Below are 20,794 nucleotides of genomic sequence, written 5' to 3' on the forward strand. Positions count from 1 at the left end.
AACTTGATCTGATCAACGATCACCTGCGACACCCGATTAAGCGAGACCGCCTTGAACATGTCGGCGTCATCACCGGCCCAAGCGGCGGGCGGAGTTTTGGCGGCAGCCATCGGCTCTTCCTCATAATGGACGGACGGGACTACAGAAATGATGTCATACCACTCTACCAATATCGGGAAGCGCTCTTCCGCGGCGAGCGGAACCGATCTTGACCTTCTCCCCTTAGGCGGGAGCTGGGGCGGTGCGTCGAGGAGGTGGGAATTGGTCGCATGCGACCTCGACCCGGACCGGTCCTACGGGTACGGCAAGCCGTTCTCCGACCTGTTCCGCGACTTGCCGAGCCTGCCCCTGGTGATCCGCACGGCGGCGGCGCCGCGCCATGCCACTGCGGGCCTGGCCGACCGGCTCGGCCGAGCACGTCTGTCTAAGCAGGACCGGGCGAGGACGTTTGAGCGCAACGCCTGCCGCGTCCGCTCGCAGCGCTCAGCGTCCGGCCGACGTCGACCGGCGCCCATGTCTCCCGTGACGCGCTGAAGGGCACCTCAGGGCCGGGCCGACATCGCCAGGTCAGGCATCAGCGAGATGTGGATGGCGTCGTCGTCGGTCTCGCCGGCCAGCACGCGGATCGCATGGTCCACCTGCTCCAGCGCGAACCGATGGGTGGCGAGCTTCTCCAGCGGGAAGCGGTGGGACGCGAGCTGCTCCAGCGCCAGCTCACACGCCCGGTACGAGTGACCGCGCGCACTCTTGATGGTGATCGCCTTCTCCGTGAGCTTCTTGACCGGGAAATCCGGGAACCCCGCGAGTTCGCCCTGGATGAGCAGGACACCTTCCCGCCGCTTGAGCGCCTCGATGCCGAGGAGCACGGGCGCGGTGCCCGCCCGGGATGTGCAGTCGAGGACGAAGTCGACGCCGCGTCCGCCGGTGAGCTCCCTGACCCGCTCCAGCGGATCGTCCTGGCGGATGTCGATGACGTGGTCGGCGCCGAGTTCCCGGGCCAGGTCAAGCCGGGCCTTGTCGCGGGTGGTGCCGGTGACGATGATCTGCGCCGCCCCGGCCTGTTTCGCGGCGACCACCTGGGACAGTCCCTGCTGCCCCGGCCCCTGGATGAGCACGGTACTGCTGTAACCGACGCCGGCGGCGAGCAATGCCCACTCGATGCCGTTGGACAGCGGTGTCACCAGGCCGGCGAGCTCCGAGGTGACGGTGTCGGGCACCTTGTGCAGAACGGCATTCCAGGGCAGGTACATGTAGTCGGCGAAGCCGCCCCACAGCGTGCCCGGGTTCGCGGCCGAGGTGTAGCCGTAGCGGCGGGCATCGGGGTTGGTGCGCCAGTCAGTCGCCTCGCAATGCCGATACTCGCCGATCCGGCACCATTCGCAGGTGTAGCAGCCGACGTAGTGCTCGACGAAGACGCGGTCACCCTCACGCACGCCGTGTCGGCGCTCGAAGTCGCGACCCGCTCGCGCGATGACACCGACGTTCTCATGACCCATGATCACCGGGCCGTGGATCATGCTCGGTGGGTTGGCGTAGATCTTCACGTCGGTGCCGCAGATGCCGGCGACCTCGACCCGCAACAGGGCCGAGTCGTCGTCGAGCTCCGGCAGCGGAAGCTCCCGCAGTTCGGTCCTACCCGCCGAGACCCGCACCGCCGCACGTACCAATTCGGGCATGACCGCAAACTCCTCGTTGAGCGGAATGGTCAGCCCAATATACCGTAGGGCCAGACGTCGTGATCTACGACCTGATCGGAAGGGCAGTGCGACAATGGCGCAGCTGTTGGTGACCGTCACGCGAACCCAAGGCAACAACCGGGCGCTGAAGGCGGGCACGGTCTCGCCGGCCGGCTACCCGCTGACCTTCAACGAGGTGCCGGTGCTGGTGGACGGGTTCCGCCGGATGGTCCGCGAGCTGGCCTACGACATCAGCGAGATGGCGCTGACCACCTACCTGTGCGCGCGCGAACACGGCGTCGCCTTCACCGCGCTGCCCATCTTCCTGGTCCGCGGCTTCCACCACGGCGCCATCCTCGTCCGGCGCGATGGCGAGATCACCAAGCCGAGCCAGCTCGAAGGTCGCCGGGTCGGCGTCAACCGCGGCTACACCGTCACCACCGGCGTGTGGGCGCGCGCCATCCTCGCCCTCGAACACGGACTCGACCTCGACTCGGTGACCTGGGTGCTCTCCGGCGACGAACACGTCGAGGCTTACCGGCCGCCCGCCAACGTCGTCCCCGCCGGACCGGGCAAGAAGCTCGACCAGATGCTGCGCGACGGCGAGGTGGACGCGGTGATCGGTGCACCGATCGACGGCCCCGACGTCGCCCCGCTGATCCCCGCACCGGAGGAGGCCGCGCTCGCCGCCCTGCGCGGCTGCGGCTTCTACCCGATCAACCACCTCGTGGTCGTCCGCAACGACGTGCTCGCGTCCGACCCGGCCATCGCGACGACGGTCTTCGAGGCCTTCGCTGAGTCCAAGCGCCGCTACGTCGCGGGCCTGCGACTCGGAGCGATCAACGACTCGACCGACAGGATGTACGCCCGGGTCATGGCCGAGACCGGCACCGACCCACTGCCGTACGGGATCGGACCGAACCGCAAGGTCCTCGAGCTCCTGACCGCACAGGCCGTTGCCCAGCACATCCTGCGCGAGCCGGTGGACGTCGATTCGCTCTTCGCACCGTCTACGGTGGACCTTGTCGGTTGACCCGCGGGAAGTCGAGGATGCGGTCCGGCGCGGTCCGCGCGGTCTGGTCGGCGACGCTAACGTGACCACCGCCCCGATCCGTATCCCGCCTACTCGACCAGTGCCCGGTGTTCGGCAGGCGCTCCTGCAGCTAGCGCGCCGCCGCGGGCCGGGTCACGGCCGAGAGGCGCCGCGCACAGGCCCCCCGGGCGTCCTTGCTGGACCTCTCGGGTGGCCCGGGCCAGCACGGCCACCAGCGCCCAGGCCCTGCTCGGCGAGGAGCGCGATGTGGGTGACGAACCGCTCGTGCTGCTTCATCCGCTAGGGACATCGGCGGCCGCCAAGTCGCGGAAGCGACGAGCCACTCAGAGACGATCTTGACTCGGGCAGGGGCTCAGCAGCTCGTTGATTCCAGTTCTGAGCAAGGCCATCTCGTCCTCTCACACGACGAGGGCTGGAACGCGGGTTCAGACGACCTGCTCCGGCGGGACGTCGAGAACGATCCCGTCGAGCTGGGCGGTCAGCGGTATCTGGCAGGCGAGCCGGCTGCCGGCCCGTCTGTCACCGACCGCCAGATCGAGCAGGTCGTCCTCCATGTCGCCCGGCCCGCCGACGTCCGCAAGGAACTCGTCGCGAACCCAGACGTGGCACGTTCCACATGAGATGTTTCCACCGCATTCGCCGATGATGCCCGGGACCCCGTTTCGCACCGCGGCGGACATCGCGCTCTCCCCCGCGGCGGCCTCGACGACGCGCTGCTCACCGGTGTGGTCGACGTACACGACCTTCGGCACGATCGGTCTCCAGCTCAGCTCGCGGCGACCGGTTGTGCCGCGGCCGCGGCGACCGGAGACGCCGACGCCGCCTCGTTCTGGTGCCCGTGACCGCGGTTCGAGCTGGCCCGCTGAGCGTGCCGGATGTGGTCGAGACCGCACGTCGGCGACGACATGCCCCGAACGAACACGCGCTCGCTCTTAACCATTGGTGCCTCCGCAGCTTTGGCTATTGGTATGACCATAATTCCGAAACCCGTTTACAGCAAGCGGCCTCACGCCGACGCACGTGACCGAGTTGGGGCACACCGGGAACGCGGCCGAGACAGCCAGCCAACCGGCCGGGCCGAACGCCGACGCGAGGCCGCCGACGATCACTTGGCAGAGCGACGGGGCGCCGTTGGAAGCCACCTGCTACAGCGACGAGCCCCGCTCCCGCAGGTGGGAAGACCGTTCAGGTCGCCAGCAGCGCCCCGCGCTCGGTGCGGCGGCCAGAATCTCGTAGCCGGTCGGCCGACGTGGAACACGGCGGTGGCGAGCCGGCCGCACGACGCGGTAGGAGCCGAACAGCGTCGCCGACAGGTCGAGCGCGATGAGCTGCACGAATAGCGGGCGCTCGGCGACGTGCCGGGCGCCCGCGCGGAGTTCGCTGAAGAACGGCGCCTCTATCGGGCGGCCCGGCAGCCCGGGAGTGCGTGATAACGACGAGGGCCAGGGCGCCGAGCAGCGACAGACGGAAAGCCGCTGGCCTCGACGGCGCTGCCTGAAGATCTGCCGGCCGAGGCTCTGACCAACGGCGGTGCGTGCCGGTTGCCTGACCCACCCGGCAGCCTGACGCGAAGGGGGCCGTGGGTCCGACGCTCGCCGCCGGCGACACGGGTCGAGCTCGGCGCACCGCTCACGAGCGGTCGGGGACCGCGCGGCGCGAGGTGGTTGGCAGGTCGCGCCCGTCGGCGGGAGACGGCGGCGCGAGGTGTGCTTCGAGAGCCGTCGGCGCGAGCGAAGTGGCGGCGGGTGCGGCGCGGCCGTCCTGGTCGGGGGTGATCACCTTCCGGAGGGAGGCCGACAGCAGCGCGGCCGTTAGGCAGCCGGCCACCGTGAGGGCTAGCCAGATCGTGCTGTGGCCGCCGCCGATGAGGGGGGCGGCGGTGATCGGGCCGACGATGCCGCTGATGCCCCAGACCATGGAGCCGAGGGCGTTGAAGCGGCCGCGTAGTTCGTCGGTGGCCAGCGCGTTGAGCAGGGTTGGGCTGATCGGCGACAACAGCGTCTCGCCGGAGGCGAACACGGCCGCGCAGGCGATGACCGCGACCGCCGAGATCGCCAGGTTGCGGCCGTCGACCGCACCGGCCACGCCGAGGACCAGCCAGGACGCGGCCATGATGACGCCGACCAGGGACAGCAGGCGGGTGCGGCTGCGGCCCTGGATCAGGCGCACGACGAACAGCTGGGCGAGCACGATGACCAAAGTGTTCGCGGTGAAGGCGTAGGCCACCGTCTGTGGGCCCACGTGGGCCACGTCGATCGAGAAGGCGGTGAAGCCCACCTCGATCTGGGCGTAGCCGCTGATCGTGAGCACGATGCTGAACGCCAGCAGGCGGCGGAAGCCGCGGTGGGCGAAGACCTCCCGGTAGCCCGGCTGGCGTTGCTGGGTGGCAGTGGCGTCGGCGGCCACGATGCGCCGGCCGACGCCGGGCATGGTCAGCAGGTTGATGAACGGCACCAGGTAGAGACAGGCGTCGATCAGATAGATGAGTTGGAAGGTGCCGGGGCGGTCGAGGTCGACGATCGCACCGGCGATGACCGTGCCGGTGCCGATGCCGAGGTTGAGCAGGGCGAAGCTCAGGCCGAACGTCTTCTGGCGCTCGAGGCCGTCGGTGACCGAGGACAGGATCGTGTTGTTGGCCGCCCAGACCACGCCGCTGCCGGCGCCGATCAGTGTCACGGAGAGGAGCGCCTGCCAGGCCGTGTGTGCGAAGCCAACGCTGCCCACACCGGCGGCCTCGACCAAGAGCAGCGGCAGCAAGACCCGGCGCGCGCCGTAGCGGTCGACGGCCCAGCCGCCGATCGGGCCGATGGTCAGGGCGCACACGGCCAGCCAGGCGATGATCAGGCCCGCGGTGCCGGACGGTATGTCTCTGACTTTGGTCAGGTAGATGAACATGAACGGCAGCGTCAGGCCCCGGCCGGTGGCCGAGAAGAAGGTCGCGGCCAGCAGCCGGCGGGCCTCGGGTCGGTGGGGCAGGACGTTGTGCAGCATGGGTTCATCTTGGCGAGGGGGTACGACAATTCGCGAACGAGTTATCGGCCCGGCCGAGGCTCAACGGGAAACCGTTTGATCCACGCCGCACCCGCTGGCAGCCTGGCTCCCCGTGCCCGACGTCGAAGCGTCGCAGGATCGCGAACGGCCTCTGCGGTCACCAGCCTTCCGGTGGTTCTTCGCCGGCCGCTCGATCTCCATGGCCGGCAGCTTCATGTCGCCCGTCGCGCTGGCCTTCGCCGTCCTGGAACTGACCGACAACCCAGGCTGGTTGTCCGCCGTCACCAGTGCCTCGTACGTGCCGATGGTCGCGACGATGCTCCTCGGCGGCGGCATCGCCGACCGCCACCGCCGCGACACCGTGCTGCGGCTGACCAGCCTCGGCGCCGGCCTCACCCAGGGCTGCGTCGCGGTCCTCCTGCTCACGCACCAGCACCCGGCGCTGCTGCTGCCGTTCGCCGCGCTCAACGGTGTCTTTCAGGGGCTGACCACCCCGGCACTGCGCGGCATCGTCTCGAACCTGGCCGTCGGAGGCGGTCTCCAGCAGGCCAGCTCCCTGCTGGCCTCCGCCGGAAACACCGCCCGCATCCTCGGGCCGACCACCGCCGGTCTGCTGACCGCCTCGGTCGGGGGCGGCTGGGCCATCGCCGCGGACGCCTCCTCTTTCCTGCTGGCCGCCGCCCTGTTCGCCCGGATCTCGCTGCCCGACCTACCGCCGCGTGCCGAGGGGAACCCGACGATGCGCAGCGAGATGCGGGAGGGGTGGGCCTACTTCAGGTCGCAGACGTGGATCTGGTCGGTAACGCTGGCCTTCGCCGTCTTCAACGGCACCAACATGGGCGTCTGGCAGATCCTCGGCCCGACGATCGCGAACGACACGATCGGGGCCGCGGGCTGGGGCCTGGTGCTGAGCGCCCGCGGAGTCGGGGCACTGCTGGCCAGCGTGGTGCTGGTGAAGGTGACGGTGATGCGGCGCCCGATGGTGCCAGCCCTGTCCGCGATGGCGCTCGCCACTCTCCCGCTCATCCTGCTCGGCACCGGCGCGAACACCTTCTGGCTGGCCGCGGCGTCGCTGCTCGGCGGCGTCGTCGCCGAGTTCTTCACGGTGGTCTGGGAGACCGTGAACTACACCCACATTCCCGAGCGGCTGCTCTCGCGCGTCGGTGCCCACGACGAGTTCTGGTCGTCGGCGTCCTTCCCCATCGGTCAGCTGTCCGCCCCGGCCCTCGCGGCCGCGTTCGGGACGACAGCGGTGGCGGTCGCCGGCGGCGGGACGGCCGCGACAGCGATGCTGCTCGCGTCCTTCGTCCCAGCCCTCCGGCGGATCGAGATAAACAGGACACGGGCGCCTCGGGTCGCGCAGCGCCTGACTCGCCAACGCCGTGCTCGACCGGATCGCGGTGCGGCCCCAGGTGTCGATCAGTCCAGAGGCAAGGCCAGGTAGCCGGGCCACGCCGCCCGGAGCAAGGACGAAGCCACGAGCGAAAGGGCTACGACACGAACACCGCCACGGTACGGGCCGGCACGGTGAAGGTGCCGCCGCCGTTGTAGTGGGCGGCCTTGACCACCGGGTCGCCGCCGGTGGCCTGGACCGGGTGCAACGCGTAGGAGCGGCCGGCCGTGCCGGGGACGGTCTGGGTCGTCGCGGTCGGCGAGGCGTTGAAGACCACCACGAGGCGCTCCCAGCGCCGGTCGAGGTCCTTGCCTGCCGTGTCGTCGAGGGTCATCGCGATGACACCCGGCGTCTGGTCAGGCCCGCCGATCGGGAACGCCACCCGGCGCTGCACCTCTGCCGCCGACGGCAGGGCGAACAGCGGTGAGGAACCGGCGATCCGCAGCAGCTCCGAGGACCGCGCCGAGGCGGCCGCGATGTCGGCGGGCGCCGGCTTCAGGGCGGGGTCCGACAGCAGCGGCCGCATGTAGGGCCACTTCGCCTCGTTGTCGCCGCGCGGAGGTAGGCCCGAGCCCCACGTCGAGGAGGACATCGACCAGTCGACCCGGTTGAACCAGTCGCCCGAGTCGAAGGAGTTGCGGTCCAGCGACTTGGAGCGCAGGAGGTCGGTGCCGGCGTGCCAGAAGCCGACGCCCTGGGAGAAGGTTGTCGTGGCCAGGGACAGGGTGTTCATCCTGACCCGGTCGGGCATCGGCAGCGACTGCGGCAGCTTGTATTGCAGGTTGTCGAACAGTGTCTCGTTGTCATGGGCGTCCACATAGGTCACCGTGTCGGCCGGGGAGGCCGCATAGCCGGCCGGCTGGCCGTTGTAGTCGACCTCCGCGCCGGAAACCACGGCGCCCGTGCGCGACGGGAAGCGGTAGGAGCGGAGGTTGCCGGCCAGGCCGACCTTGATCTGGTCCTGCTGCAGCAGTAGCCGGTCACGTTGTTCGGCGGGCGTGCCGTTGACCGGGTCGCCGTTGGGGTCGGTGAACAGCCCGGAACCGAAACCCTGCAGGTGCGGGTTGGCATCGAAGGGGCCGCCACCGCGCACCGCGTCGCGCAGGCGGTCCGAGAACGTGGCGATGCCGGTGCCGGCCATGTTGGCCTGGGTGGCCTGCACGAAGCGGGCGTCGTTGGCCACCTCGCCGAAGTTCCAACCCTCGCCGTAGAGCAACACGTCGCGGCCGTCGACGCCGTCGCGGGCCGGCGTGAGCTTGTCGAGGGCGTGCCGCACGGCCAGCATGTTGGCCTTGGAGTGGTGGCCCATCAGGTCGAAGCGGAAGCCGTCGACCTTGTAGTCGCGGGCCCAGGTGACCACCGAGTCGACCATCAGCTTTTCCATCATGCGGTGCTCGGTCGCCGTGTTGGCGCAGCAGGTCGAGGTCTCCTGCAGGCCGGTCAGGGTGAGCCGGTGGTAGTAGCCGGGCACGGTCCGGTCGAGCACCGACTTCGGCGCCTGGCCCGACGCGGTCGTGTGGTTGTAGACCACGTCCATCACGACCCGCAGGCCCGCCCCGTTGATGCCGGCGACCATCGAGCGGAACTCACGGGTACGCGCGGCGCCAGCGGGATCGATCGCGTAGGAGCCTTCGGGCGTGGTGTAGTGCCACGGGTCGTACCCCCAGTTGAAGCCGTCCGTCGGCCGGACCGGCTCGACGCATGCCTGCTGCGCCTCCGACGCCGGCGGCAGCGACGCCAGGTCACACGCCGGCACGGCCTGGTCGGCCCGACGCTCCGGGACGGTCGCGAAGTCGAACACCGGCAACAGGTGCAGGTGGCTCACCCCGGCGGAGGCCAGTGCCCGCAGGTGCCGCATCCCGGCACTCGACCTGTCGGTGAACGCCGCGTAGGTGCCCCGATGCGCGGCCGGCACCGAGGTGTCGCCGATCGAGAAGTCCCGGACCTGCAACTCATAGACCTGGGACGCGGTGGACGGAACGGCCGCCGGCTTGCGCAGGCGATCCCACCCGGAAGGCATCAGCGCCGGATCCGACAAGGAGGCCAGCACGGACCGGGTCGAGTCCGCGGTCAGCGCCACCGAGTAGGGATCGGTGACGAGATTGGTCTCCACCCGCCCGGTGGTCGGCGCGAAGACCCGCACCGAGTAGAGGTAGGACGCGCCGCGCCAGGACCGGGAACCCGCCGCCGTCCAGACCCCGTCGCCGTCGCGCCGCATCGGCACCAGGCCGGAAACGCCGTCGACCTGCAACGACACCGACTGTGCGGTGGGCGCCCACAGCGCGAACGACGGCACCCCGCCCCGGGACCAGGTCACCCCGAGCGTGCGCCGCGCGGCGCCGCCGTACACGTCGTCGAGCACGCCGGGGATCTGGACACCGGTCGCCTCGACCAGCGACCCGGCCGCGTCGAACGCGGCGACCGCGAGCTGGCCGGTCAGCACCGAGGCGACCGGCACGGCCGACGGGACCGTCAGCGCACGGTAACCGGCCAGGTGCGGGAAGTCCGACACCACGGGGCGGGGCAACCCGGCCGCGCGTACCCCCAGGGGATGAGCGGAACCGCCGACCACCGCGCCGCCGGTCACGGACATGCCGCCCGACGGCGCGGTGTAGAGCGCGAAGCGCACCGCGTTCGCCGGCGGCTGCCAGGCGATCAGGCCCCGCCGCACCCAGTGCGCGGCCGACTCGGCGCCCAGCGCCCGCGGCGCGTCGTCGACGATCCGGTGCGTCTCGTGGTCGTAGGTGAACGTCAGCACCCCACCCGGCGCAGTCAGCGGGATGTTGGCCCCACCCGGTGCGCCGCCGGCGCCGTAGTTCTCGTCCCACGTGCCGCCCAGCGCGACCTTGTATTCGAACGTGCCCGCCGGCACGGTGAACGACGCCCGGAACAGCCCCGGCGAACCGGCGACCGGAAGCAGCGCGGTCTGCGCGCACTCCGGTTGCCAGTCACCGGGGCAGCCGAGCTCGGACTGCAGGGAGCCGACCAGCGTGACCTGGGAGGGCAACGGTGTGTGGTCGGCGAAGGCCGGCGCCGCGACGAGCGACAGCAGCAGACCGGACACAGCGGCGACAGCGACACGGAACCGCATCGGACCCTCCCCCAACAGCGACGGCATTGACGCTGATGAGAATTGGAGTCGCCCGGCGACGTGGAGTCAACCCTCACATATTGATCATGTGACCGGCCAGCCCGTGCACGGCCTCCTTGACCGCCTCGCTGAGCGTCGGGTGCGAGTGCACGTTGCGCCCCACCTCGTGCACGGTCAGGTCCCATTGCTGGGCCAGCGTCAGCTCCGGCAGCAGCTCGGTCACCTCGGGCCCGATCAGGTGCGCACCGAGAATCTCCCCGTACTTGGCGTCGGACAGGATCTTGACGAACCCGACCGTGTCACCGAGCCCGTTGGACTTGCCGTTGGCGGTGAACGGGAACTTCGCGACCTGCACGTCGTAGCCCTGCTCCAGCGCCTGCGTCTCGGTGTAGCCGAAGCTGGCCACCTGCGGCTGGCAGAACGTCGCCCGCGGGATCATCACGAAGTCGAGTTCCATGGTCTCCGCGTTGGCGATCGTCTCGGCGGCGATGATGCCCATGCTCTCCGCCGCGTGCGCGAGCATCAGCTTGGCGGTCACGTCACCGATCGCGTAGATGCCGTCGACATTGGTACGGCCACGCCCGTCGACCGCGATCGCACCGCGCGGGGTCAGGTCGACGCCGGTGTTCTCCAGCCCGTACCCGGTGACATTGGGTTGGAAGCCGATCGCCTGGAGCAGCTTGTCGGCCTCGAGCACCTGGGACCGCCCCTCGGTGTCGGAAACGGTCACCTGCACACCCGACGCCGACTCAGACACCGATTCGACGCGCGTCGAGACCAGCACCTTGATGCCCAGCCGCTTGTAACGCTTGAACAGCTCCGCCGAGACTTCCTCGTCCTCCAGCGGCAGCATCCGGTCGAGGAACTCGACGATCGTCACCCGCACGCCGTAGTTGTGCAGCACGTAGGCGAACTCGACCCCGATCGCGCCGGCGCCCGCGATGACGATTGACTTCGGCAACTCGGAGCTGAGGATCTGCTCCTCGTAGGTGACGACCCGGTCGGACAGCGAGGTGCCGGGGATCAGCCGGGTCGACGCGCCGGTCGCGATGATGCAGTTGTCGAACGTCACCGTCTGGTCGCCCACGGCGAGGGTGTGCGCGTCGACGAACGTACCCCGGCCATTGATCTCGGTGATGTTGTTCTTCTTCATCAGGTAGTGGACGCCGCGCACCCGGCCGTCGGCCACCTTGCGGCTGCGGTTGAACGCCACCTCGTAGTCGAAGGTCACCTCGCCGGTGACGTTGATCCCGAAGGTCTTCGCCTCCTGGGTGAAGATGTGGTTGAGCTCCGCGTTGCGCAGGAGGGCCTTCGAGGGGATGCAGCCCACGTTGAGACACACGCCGCCCCAGTAGCGCTCCTCGACGACCGCGGTCCGCAGGCCGAGTTGGGCGCCGCGGACCGCTGCGGTGTATCCGCCCGGGCCCGCGCCGAGAACGACGAGGTCGAAATGCTCTGTCATACGGCCAAGCCTAGGACTCCCTGCGGCGCGATGCGGGCGGCTAGCATCCGGCCATGCGGATCGGTGTCATCGGATGCGGCAAGATCAGCTCGATCTACTTCAAGAACCTGACCCAACTGCCTCAGACAGAGGTCGTACGCTGCGCGGACCTCGACGTGGGCCGGGCCAAGGAGGCAGCGTCGCGGTTCGGCGTCCCGGCGGCCGGAACGGTTGACGAGCTGCTCGACGACCCATCCGTCGATCTTGTGGTCAACCTCACCATCCCGGCGGCGCACGTCGAAGTCGGGCTGGCCGCCGTGCGCGCGGGCAAGCACGTCTACGGCGAGAAGCCGCTGGCGATCACCACCGCGAGCGCGAGGGAGTTGCTGGCCGAGGCGAGCACGGCGGGGGTACGGGTCGGCAGCGCACCGGACACCTTCCTCGGCGCGGGGCTGCAGACCGCGCGCGCCCTGCTCGACGAGGGCGCGATCGGCACGCCGCTGTCCGGTGCGGTGTTCATGCTCTCCCCCGGCCACGAGCACTGGCACCCGGCGCCCGACTTCTACTACCAGCCCGGCGGCGGCCCGCTCCTCGACATGGGTCCCTACTACGTGACCGGGCTGATCAGCCTGCTCGGCCCGGTGGCGGCGGTGAGCGCGGTCGCCACCTCGGGCTACGCCACCCGGCGGACGCCGCAGGGCCGGGAGATCCGGGTCGAGGTGCCAACCCACGTGGCCGCGGTGCTCGAGTTCGAGGGCGGCGCCAGCGTCACCGCGACCTTCAGCTTCGACGTGCCCGCCTCGACGATCCCGCACGGCATCGAGATCTACGGCAGCGACGGCACCCTGGTCGTCGACGACCCCAACAACTTCGGCGGGCCGGTCCTGGTCGGCGGCCGGGGTGCGCAGTGGCGCGAGGAGGCACTGCGCACGCCCTGGTCGGCCGACTCGCGGGGCCTCGGTGTCGCCGAGATGGTCGAGGCGATCGAGGCCGGCCGCGACCACCGCGCGTCGGGCGCGTTGGCCAACCACGTGCTCGACGTCATGGAGACCATCCACACCGCCGCCGAGCGCGGCGCCCGGCTGCCGGTCGCGTCGACCTGCCCGCGACCGGCGCCGTTCACCGGCCTGGACGCTAGTCCAGCTCGCTGACCCGCCTGACCATGTCGGCCAGGTCGCGCACGGCCGGGTCCTCGGTGCGGTCCGCGGCCCGTTCGGCGATCCGGAGCAGGTCGGCGCGGCTGATGGCGGCGTCGCCGCCGCGAAGCGACTCGGCCAGGTAGGCGGCGACGTAGTCGACCGTGAACCGCGGAGTCGCCGCTTCGAAGCCCCGGTCGAGGTCGGAGACGGTCACCACGCCGGCGGCTTCGCTGGGTGACCGGGTGGTCGGGTCGAGCCAGCGCACCCGGGCCCGGGCCACCTCCGCACCGAGGTCGGCACCCTCACGCAGGCGCACCGCGTAAAGGGCGGTCACGCTGTGCCCGGGGCCGACCTCGCCGCCGTCGACGCCGTCGTCGCGGAAGTCCTGGTCGGCGACGGCGCGGTTCTCGTACCCGATGAGCTTGTAGTCCGTGACCGTGCGGGAGTCGAACGTCACCTGGACCTTGGCGTCGAGGGCGCGCACCTCGAGCGTGGCCGGCAGGCGGTTGACGAACACGTCGCGGGCCTGGTCGAGTTCGCTGACGTAGACGGCGAACCCGTCGCCGCCGTCGGCCAGTTGCTCCATCAGCGCGTCGCCGTAGTCGCTGCCGACGCCGACGCCGAGCAACGCGATCTGCTTGGCCGCCTCCTCGCGGACCTTGGCCAGGATCGTGGCCGCGCTGGTGCTGCCGGTGTTGGCCAGCCCGTCGGAGAGCACGATCACCCGGTTGGAGGTGCCCTCCCGGAAACCGTCGCGGGCGACCCGGTAGCCGAGCGTCAGCCCGGCGTCGAGGTTGGTGCTCGCGTCGACACGCAGCCGGTCGATCGCGGCGTGCAGGTCTTCCCGCTCGGACACCCGGGTCATCTCGCGCAGCACCCTGGCCTTGGTGCTGAACGCGACGATGGCGACCGAGTCGCTCGGGCGGAGTTGGTCGACGAGGGTGTGCAGCGCGTCACGGACCAGGTCGAGGCGGCCGGGCTCGGCCATCGAGCCGGACACGTCGACGACGAAGGTCAGCGTCGCGTCGGGCCGCCGGCGGTCGCTCTCCGAACGCGTCTGCAGGCCCACCCGCATGATGCGCAGGTCGCTGTCGGCGTGGTGGGCGGCGGGCGGCCGGGCGCCGTCGGTGTAGACGGCGAACCCGTCGCCCCGCGGCTCGGGGTAGTCCTGGTCGAACGCGTTGACGAACTCCTCGGGGCGGACCATGGTCGGGTCGGGCAGGTTGCCCTCACCGATCACCCGCCGGGCGTAGCCGTAGGACGCGGTGTCGACGTCGACCGCGAACGTCGACTGTGGATCGTCGAGCGGGTCGCGCTCGGCGGCGCCGCCTTCGCTGTGATAGTTGGGCGCCGAGGCCTCGTTGGCGGTCGAGTCGCCGGTCGCCGTGCACCCGGCCAAGACCAGCAGAGCCGCCGCGGACATCGCCGCGGCGCGGATGAGCGTGCGCTTCATGGTCGTCCTCCCCGTTTCTCGTGTCCCTTTCGCCATTGGACAGACGGGGTGCGTGGCCGGCTCCCGTTGTGGCCGAGCCGTTGCCTAAGCGTGAGAAGCGTGACCGCCGCGAGTCACCGCCGAGACCGTGCGGAGGCCGTACCGAGACCTTGACCCGAATGGCCGTGCCTCGGCAGCCCACCGACCGGGTGGAGCCGTCGTCTTGGCTCGGCGTCGCGCCGGTCGGTGTGAGATCCGCCCCTTCGGGCATGGCTCGGGCGCCGTGCGGCGTTACCCGTCACGTGCCGGATATCGACGTCGTGGTGATCGGGGCCGGGCAGGCGGGGCTTTCCAGCGCCTACCACCTGCGCGGTTCCGGGCTTTCCTCTGTCGTGCTCGACGCCAACCCAGGCCCCGGCGGCGCCTGGCAGCACCGCTGGCCGACCCTGCGGATGGCCACCGTCCACGGCATCTTCGACCTGCCCGGGATGCACTTCGACCCGCCCGCGCCCGACGAGCGCGCCGCCGACGCGGTGCCCGCCTACTTCGCCGCGTTCGAGCGGCGGTTCGACCTCGACGTGCGGCGCCCGGTGCGGGTGCTGGCCGTCGACGAGGGTCCCGACGGGCGACTCGTCGTTTCGACCGAGCACGGGGTGTGGCGGGCCCGCGGGCTGATCAACGCCACCGGCACCTGGACCCGGCCGTTCTGGCCGCGCTACCCCGGGCAGGAGACGTTCCGGGGCCGTCAGCTGCACACGGCCGACTACCGCGGTCCGGCCGACTTCGCCGGCAAACGGGTGGTGGTCGTCGGCGGCGGCACGTCGGCGGTCCAGATCCTGCTGGAGATCGCCGACGTCGCGGCCTCGACCGCCTGGGTCACCCGCCGGCCGCCGGTGTTCCGGGAGGGACCCTTCGACCAGGAGTACGGCCGGGCCGTGATCGCCAAGGTCGAGGCCCGGGTCAAGGCCGGGCTGCCGCCGCGCAGCGTGGTCAGCGTGACCGACCTGCCCTGGACACCGGCGATGGCCGCGGCCGCGGAACGCGGCGTCCTGGTCCGCCGGCCGATGTTCGACCGTCTCTCGCCGGACGGGGTGGTCTGGGCCGATGGTGCGTCGTACCCGGCGGACGTTGTCCTCTGGGCCACCGGGTGGCGGGCCGCGCTCGACCACCTGGCGCCGCTGCACCTGCGCGGGCCTGGCGGCGGCATCGTGATGGACGGGACCCGGGTGGTCGCCGACCCGCGGATCCACCTGGTCGGCTACGGGCCGTCGGCGAGCACGGTCGGCGCCAACCGCGCCGGCCGGGCGGCGGTGCGGGAGCTGCGCGCGCTGCTGGCGCCGGGGGTCACTGCCGGCTCCGGCGTCGCCGGCGGGCGCGAGGCCTCAGGCGGCCCGGGCGTGGCCCGGGGGCATGCCTCAGGCGGCCCGGGGGTGGCCGGCGGGCGCGAGGCCTCAGGCGGCCCGGGCGTGGCCGGCGGTGCGGAGCAGGAACTCGGCGTTGCTGCCGGTCTTGGCTAGCTGGTCGAGCAGCTGCGGCAGGGCCTGCATCGTCTCCCGCCCGGCCAGCGCGCGGCGCAGCAGGTGCACGGCGGCCAGCTCGTCGGGCGGCAGGAGCAGGTGCTCGTTGCGGGTGCCGGAGGCGTTGATGTCGACGGCCGGGAAGATCCGCCCGTCGGCGCTGGCCCGGTCGAGGGTGAGCTCGGCGTTGCCGGTGCCCTTGAACTCCTCGTAGATCAGCGTGTCGCCGCGCGAACCGGTGTCGATCAGGGCGCTCGCGACGATGGTCAACGACCCGCCGCCGTCGATGGCCCGGGCCGCCCCGAGCAGCCGCTTGGGCGGGGCGAGGGCAGAGGCACCGACACCGCCGGACAGGGTACGGCTGTTGCCGCCCGCCAGGTTGTTGTAGGCGCGGCCGAGCCGGGTCAGCGAGTCCATCACGATCACCACGTCGCGGCCGAGTTCGACGAGCCGCTTGGCCCGCTCGATGGCGAGTTCGGCGACGCCGGTGTGGTCCTGGGCCGGGCGGTCGAACGGCGAGGCGATGATCTCGCCGCGCACCGATCGCTGCAGGTCGGTGACCTCTTCCGGCCGCTCGTCGATGAGCAGCACCATCACGTGGCACTCGGGGTTGTTGCGCAGGACCGACTGGGCGATGGCCTTGAGCACGATGGTCTTGCCGGCCTTGGGCGGCGAGACGATCAGCGCGCGCTGACCCTTGCCGATCGGCATCACCAGGTCGATCACCCGGGTGGTCAGCACGCGGGGGTCGGTCTCCAGGCGCAGCCGTTGGCTCGGATGCACCGGGGTCAGGTCGTAGAAGTCGGGCCGCTTGCGGGAGGCCTCCGGGTCGCGCCCGTTGATGGTCTCGACGCTCTCGACCGGGCGGGGCCGGTCGCTCCTGGGCTGGGGCTTGCGGTTGCCGCCGCTCCTGGCCCGGCTGTTGCGGTCGCGCTGGTCGTCACCGGCGCGGAGGGTGCCGGTGATCCGGTCACCGGGCCGCAGGCCGAGCTTGCGGACCAGCGGCGGGGGCAGGTAGGCGTCGTGCGGCCCGGGCGCGTAGCCCTGGGTGCGTACGAAGTACTGCTCGCCGCGCTGGTCGACGATCCCGTCGACGGGATCGAGAGCGGTCTCTTGTGGAGCATTGGGTGGGGTTGCGCGCACGCGCGTCTCCTCGTGGGTGTCGTCTCTGGTCGGCTCGTTCGTCGGGCGGACCAGCGGCGGTTGACAGCGACCGGGCCTGTGCCTCGATCATGACCGGCCTCCCGGGGGGCAGCAGGACAGCTGCGCACATCCGCGGGGTGACCGGAAGGCGTCGCGATGCGATCGCGTCGCGGCGGCTGAGGCTTGTTGGTCCCCGGCCTGGCTGAACGGTAGCGCGCCGCCACTACACATCGCAAGCACTCCGGGAATTCCCCTTACGGGTGGGGATGGCACTACCAAGGATCCGGTTGGCGGCCGGATCGTGGCGGCGACACGCCGAACCTAGCGTCAAAACATGACCGCGACGGCAATCCCCTCACCCGTCGCCAACGCTCCGCGCCCGGCCGTGCCGCCGCGCGAAAGGGCCATCGATGGCTTGCGGGCACTGGCGATCCTCGGCGTCGTATGTGGACACTGGCTGGTCGGCGGGCTGAGCCCCGGCGGGGCCGGTGGGCTGGTGGTCGACAGCCCGCTGCGGGCGTCGGCCTGGCTCGCACCGCTGACCTGGATCCTCCAGATGCTCGGCGTGTTCTTCCTCGTCGGCGGCTACTCGGCCGGCCAGAGCCTGACCCGCTGGCGGGCCGGCGGAGGCGGCGACCGGGCCTGGTCGCGGCGGCGGTTCCTGCGGCTGGTCTGGCCGGTGGTCGCGGCGGTCGCCCTGGTCACGGCCGCCCTGCCGGTCGCGGCGCTGGCCGGTGCCGCGCCCGCCACGCTGCGTACCTGGGTGATCCTGCTGGTCCAACCGTTCTGGTTCATCGGCATCTACGCGGTGGTGACCGCGCTCACCCCGGTCGCGATGTGGCTCGACCGGCGCTGGGGCTGGGCGGCGGCGCTGCCGATGGCCGGTGCCGTCGCCCTGCTCGACGTCGCCCGCTACGGGCTGCACGTGGTGCCGGACTGGGCCGGCTACCTGACGGTCGTACCCGCCTGGATGTTCACCTATCAACTCGGCGTCGCGTGGGCCCGCGGCGGGGTCAGCCGGACCACCGCGTGGCGGCTCCTGTGGGGTGGCGCGGCACTGTTCACCACGCTGCTGGTGGTCGCGCACTACCCGGCGAGCATGGTGACCGTGCCGGGCGCCGGCCGGTCCAACTCCAACCCGCCGTCACTGCTCGTGCCGGCGCTGGCGGCCATCCAGGCCGGTGCGGCGATCCTGCTCCGCGGCCGGTTGGACCGGTTGCTGCACCGGCACAGCGCGCTCTGGACGGCGGTGGCCGTGCTCAACCTGTGCGCGATGACGATCTTCTGCTGGCACCAGACCGCGCTGGTCACGGTGTCGGCCGGCGCGGCCCGGCTGGGCAGCTTCGCCGGACTGACCGATCCCCCGCTGACGAGCGCCTGGATCGCGCAGCGGCTGGGCTGGTTCCCGCTGCTGGCGGTCGCGCTCGGGCTGCTGGTCGCGCTCGTACGACGGTTCGAGCGGCCGGCGCCGGTGGTCACCCCGCGGCACCGGCTCTTCGCGGCGGCGATCGTGACCGCCTTCACGGCGTACCTCCTTGTGGTCTATTGATCCGGTTTCGCGGCGTGCCGTCGGCACTCACCGCGCCCGCTTGACTACGCTTCGTGTGCTCGTCGACACGTTGGGTTGGTCATTCGGGGGTTTCGATGGCGCGCTGGTATGCGACCGTGCTCGCCCTGGCGGCGTTCCTCGCGCCGCTGTCGGCGTCGCCGGCGCTGGCGGACGGGTCCGGTGGTCGTGGCGCCGTTCCAGGCCGCACCGGCGGTTGGCCCGGCCGGCCCGCCGGCGGCTCGGCCCGGCTCGTCTGGTTCCCGGCCGGCGACGGGATCTTCTCGGTCGACGCCGACTCGCGGACGGTGCGCTACCGGTCGTGCTCGGTGGACACCGGGCGGGTCTACAACCCCGGCATGCGGGTCGCGGGCGGGGTGGCCAGCGGGCGGATCAACTTCGAAGGAACGGCGTACCGGTATCGGACGCCGCTGGCCGGCCGCGCGACCGCGACGCTCGAGGTCGGCGGGCGCACGTTGACCGGCACGACGGTGACCAGCCCGCAGCCACCGGCCAACGCCGCGCTCGGCCGGCGACTGCGGCCGTTGACCACGAAACTGCAGGAGATCGTCGACGCCGCGCCGGTCACCGCGGCGGTCACGGTCCGCGACCTGTCCGGCCGCTACGGCGACCAGCAGGTGTCGGTGGCCGGCCGGTTCCGCCCGAAAGCGGCCAGCCTGATCAAACTGTGGGTGCTGGTCGAGGTGATGCGCCGGATCGACTGCGGCCAGGCCGCCTACACCGACGGCGTCCTGGTGCTCCCGACGGACGTGGTCGGCGGCACCGGCGAACTGCAACACGAAACGTTCCCGCAGGTCGTCACCCTGTTCCGGCTCGCCCAGTACATGATCAAGTACAGCGACAACACGGCGACGAACGTGCTGATCGACTATCTGGGCGGGTTCGCCCCGGTCAACGATCTGATCGACTCGATGAACCAGCGGGAGACCGTGCTCGGCCGCAAGATGCTCGCGACGCCGCCGCCGGAGAACTTCACCAGCCCCGACGACGTCATCTCGCTGCTCGGCGCGGTCTGGGACCGCCTGGTGCTCAAGCAGGTCAACCGCGACCTGATGCTGAGCTTCATGCTGGAGCAGACCCTCAATGGCAAGATTCCCGCCGCCCTGCCGTCCGGGGTACCGGTCGCGCACAAGACGGGCGAGTTGCCCGACGTCTCCCACGACGTGGGTTACTACCTCATTCCGGGTACGGAGATCGCGGTCGCCTTCCTGACCGCCGGGGTCGAGACCGACGGGGCGCAGACGGTGCGCGAGTTGGCCCGCGCGGTCTACGACTACATCGACGCGCCTCCCCCGGCGGCGTCGCTGCCGATCACGGGCGTACACGTCTGGCCGATCGGGGCGTTCTTCCTGGGCTTCGGCGTGCTGTTGCTGTTCGTCTTCAGGCGTAGAGCGCTCCGCTGAGGTATTTCAGTCCACTGTCGACCTGAACGGTGACGACCCGCTGGCCACGGCCGGCGATCCGGTTCGCGGCCGCCAGGTTGGCGCCGGTTGATGGGCCGCTGAAGATGCCGTGCGTCCTGGCCGCCTGCCGGGCCGTCTCGAACGCCTCGGCGTCGGGGATCGCGATCACCTCGTCGACGTCGCTGGGCGTGAGCTGCGGCGGCCAGTAGCCGATCCCGCCGCCCTCGATGCGGTGTGTGCCCGGGGCCCGCCCGGAGAGCACCGCCGACTCGGCGGGTTCAACGGCCACCCGGTGCAGATCCGTCTGGTGCTCGCGCATCGCCCGCGTGGCACCGAGGAACGCGCCGGCCGTCCCCACGTACGCGCAGAACGCGTCAAGGGTCTTGATCTGCTCGATGATCTCCTCCCCCATCCGCCGGTAGCCGTCGGTCATGTCGGTATTGTGGAACTGGTCGGTCCAGAACGCCCCGGTCTCGGCCGCGATCTCGGCCGCCCGGGCGACCATCGCCGGCACCAGCTTCGGCGTGATCCCCTCCGGGCTGTGAATGAGCTCGACCTCGGCCCCGAACGCCCGCATGGTCTTGATCTTCTCCGCGGCGAAGGCATCGGACGACACGATCCGCAGCGGGTAGCCCTTGACGGCACAGACAAAGGCCAACGACGAGCCGGTGCTCCCGCCGGTGTATTCGACCACCGTCTGGCCGGGCCGCAGGCGGCCGTCGCGCTCGGCCGCCTCGATCATGGCCAGCGCCATCCGGTCCTTGTACGAGCCGGTCGGGTTGGCCGCCTCGAGCTTGACCCACACCTCGCCCGGCCCGTCGCGCCGGTCAAGCACGACCAGGGGTGTGTTCCCGATCCCGTCCAGGCCTCCCACTGTCCCCTCCTGTCCCACCGGCCCCCTCCCCGACACTACGGACCACACCGCAACGAGGGCCACCCCATGCGCT

14 protein-coding genes are annotated in these 20,794 nt (G+C 71.1%); 6 read left to right on the forward strand and 8 right to left on the reverse strand.

What is annotated here, in order from left to right; translation table 11 throughout:
- Window positions 1–542: 542 nt before the first annotated feature.
- The gene (locus tag AB0J74_RS38430; RefSeq protein WP_363458100.1) at window positions 543–1,676 is read right to left on the reverse strand and encodes an alcohol dehydrogenase catalytic domain-containing protein; all 1,134 of its coding nucleotides are present in this window, start codon (window positions 1,674–1,676) and stop codon (window positions 543–545) included.
- Between AB0J74_RS38430 and AB0J74_RS38435 the strand changes: the two genes are divergently transcribed.
- Entirely contained in the window at window positions 1,675–2,709 is a 1,035-nt protein-coding gene (locus AB0J74_RS38435; protein WP_363458103.1) for an ABC transporter substrate-binding protein, read from the forward strand. The genes AB0J74_RS38430 and AB0J74_RS38435 overlap by 2 nt on opposite strands.
- Before the next feature lie 446 nt (window positions 2,710–3,155).
- On the opposite strand, the gene AB0J74_RS38440 is transcribed toward AB0J74_RS38435, so the two are convergent.
- Together AB0J74_RS38440 and AB0J74_RS38445 are read right to left on the reverse strand one after the other, a co-directional pair.
- Window positions 3,156–3,482, reverse strand: coding sequence for a 2Fe-2S iron-sulfur cluster-binding protein (locus AB0J74_RS38440; protein ID WP_363458106.1), 327 nt, complete (start codon window positions 3,480–3,482; stop codon window positions 3,156–3,158).
- An 877-nt stretch (window positions 3,483–4,359) separates the two neighbouring features.
- Window positions 4,360–5,721: an MFS transporter gene (locus tag AB0J74_RS38445; RefSeq protein WP_363458109.1), complete on the reverse strand. Its 1,362-nt coding sequence runs from the start codon at window positions 5,719–5,721 to the stop codon at window positions 4,360–4,362.
- A gap of 112 nt (window positions 5,722–5,833) precedes the next feature.
- Between AB0J74_RS38445 and AB0J74_RS38450 the strand changes: the two genes are divergently transcribed.
- Entirely contained in the window at window positions 5,834–7,165 is a 1,332-nt protein-coding gene (locus AB0J74_RS38450) for an MFS transporter (RefSeq protein ID WP_363458112.1), read from the forward strand.
- Between the two features lie 46 nt (window positions 7,166–7,211).
- Here AB0J74_RS38450 and pulA read toward each other — a convergent pair whose 3' ends face one another.
- Together pulA and lpdA are read right to left on the reverse strand one after the other, a co-directional pair.
- On the reverse strand, window positions 7,212–10,205 hold the full coding sequence (gene pulA / locus AB0J74_RS38455) for a pullulanase-type alpha-1,6-glucosidase (protein ID WP_363458115.1): 2,994 nt from the start codon (window positions 10,203–10,205) through the stop codon (window positions 7,212–7,214).
- A 73-nt stretch (window positions 10,206–10,278) separates the two neighbouring features.
- Window positions 10,279–11,667: a dihydrolipoyl dehydrogenase gene (gene lpdA, locus AB0J74_RS38460; protein WP_363458118.1), complete on the reverse strand. Its 1,389-nt coding sequence runs from the start codon at window positions 11,665–11,667 to the stop codon at window positions 10,279–10,281.
- A 53-nt stretch (window positions 11,668–11,720) separates the two neighbouring features.
- Here lpdA and AB0J74_RS38465 point away from each other — a divergent pair, with 53 nt between their 5' ends.
- Window positions 11,721–12,797, forward strand: coding sequence for a Gfo/Idh/MocA family oxidoreductase (locus AB0J74_RS38465; RefSeq protein ID WP_363458121.1), 1,077 nt, complete (start codon window positions 11,721–11,723; stop codon window positions 12,795–12,797).
- Here AB0J74_RS38465 and AB0J74_RS38470 read toward each other — a convergent pair.
- Window positions 12,781–14,238, reverse strand: a complete 1,458-nt coding sequence (locus AB0J74_RS38470) for a von Willebrand factor type A domain-containing protein (RefSeq protein ID WP_363458124.1) — start codon at window positions 14,236–14,238, stop codon at window positions 12,781–12,783. The two genes, AB0J74_RS38465 and AB0J74_RS38470, sit on opposite strands and share 17 nt — an antisense overlap.
- 281 nt (window positions 14,239–14,519) lie before the next feature.
- On the opposite strand from AB0J74_RS38470, the gene AB0J74_RS38475 reads away from it, so the two are divergent.
- Complete coding sequence (locus AB0J74_RS38475) at window positions 14,520–15,734, forward strand: FAD-dependent oxidoreductase (RefSeq protein ID WP_363458127.1); 1,215 nt, start codon at window positions 14,520–14,522, stop codon at window positions 15,732–15,734.
- Here AB0J74_RS38475 and rho read toward each other — a convergent pair.
- Window positions 15,669–16,877, reverse strand: a complete 1,209-nt coding sequence (gene rho, locus AB0J74_RS38480) for a transcription termination factor Rho (RefSeq protein WP_363458130.1) — start codon at window positions 16,875–16,877, stop codon at window positions 15,669–15,671. The two genes, AB0J74_RS38475 and rho, sit on opposite strands and share 66 nt — an antisense overlap.
- A gap of 334 nt (window positions 16,878–17,211) precedes the next feature.
- On the opposite strand from rho, the gene AB0J74_RS38485 reads away from it, so the two are divergent.
- A complete protein-coding gene (locus tag AB0J74_RS38485; RefSeq protein ID WP_363458133.1) occupies window positions 17,212–18,426 on the forward strand; it encodes an acyltransferase in 1,215 nt (404 codons plus the stop codon).
- A 95-nt stretch (window positions 18,427–18,521) separates the two neighbouring features.
- Window positions 18,522–19,847 carry a serine hydrolase gene (locus AB0J74_RS38490; RefSeq protein ID WP_363458136.1) on the forward strand — a complete coding sequence of 442 codons (1,326 nt, stop codon included), beginning with the start codon at window positions 18,522–18,524 and terminating at the stop codon, window positions 19,845–19,847.
- Here AB0J74_RS38490 and AB0J74_RS38495 read toward each other — a convergent pair.
- A complete protein-coding gene (locus AB0J74_RS38495) occupies window positions 19,825–20,721 on the reverse strand; it encodes a cysteine synthase family protein (protein ID WP_363458139.1) in 897 nt (298 codons plus the stop codon). The genes AB0J74_RS38490 and AB0J74_RS38495 overlap by 23 nt on opposite strands.
- Window positions 20,722–20,794: the final 73 nt, after the last annotated feature.

The organism is Asanoa sp. NPDC049573 (assembly GCF_040676615.1).
Taxonomy (GTDB): Bacteria; Actinomycetota; Actinomycetes; order Mycobacteriales; family Micromonosporaceae; genus Asanoa.

What these genes read in the sequence shown, in the direction of transcription:
- lpdA (WP_363458118.1), bottom strand. Translation starts at nt 11,667, where the DNA reads ATGACAGAGCATTTCGACCTCGTCGTTCTCGGCGCGGGCCCGGGCGGA.
- AB0J74_RS38435 (WP_363458103.1), top strand. Translation starts at nt 1,675, where the DNA reads ATGACCGCAAACTCCTCGTTGAGCGGAATGGTCAGCCCAATATACCGT.
- AB0J74_RS38485 (WP_363458133.1), top strand. Translation starts at nt 17,212, where the DNA reads ATGACCGCGACGGCAATCCCCTCACCCGTCGCCAACGCTCCGCGCCCG.
- AB0J74_RS38465 (WP_363458121.1), top strand. Translation starts at nt 11,721, where the DNA reads ATGCGGATCGGTGTCATCGGATGCGGCAAGATCAGCTCGATCTACTTC.
- AB0J74_RS38490 (WP_363458136.1), top strand. Translation starts at nt 18,522, where the DNA reads ATGGCGCGCTGGTATGCGACCGTGCTCGCCCTGGCGGCGTTCCTCGCG.
- AB0J74_RS38445 (WP_363458109.1), bottom strand. Translation starts at nt 5,721, where the DNA reads ATGCTGCACAACGTCCTGCCCCACCGACCCGAGGCCCGCCGGCTGCTG.
- AB0J74_RS38430 (WP_363458100.1), bottom strand. Translation starts at nt 1,676, where the DNA reads ATGCCCGAATTGGTACGTGCGGCGGTGCGGGTCTCGGCGGGTAGGACC.
- pulA (WP_363458115.1), bottom strand. Translation starts at nt 10,205, where the DNA reads ATGCGGTTCCGTGTCGCTGTCGCCGCTGTGTCCGGTCTGCTGCTGTCG.
- AB0J74_RS38470 (WP_363458124.1), bottom strand. Translation starts at nt 14,238, where the DNA reads ATGAAGCGCACGCTCATCCGCGCCGCGGCGATGTCCGCGGCGGCTCTG.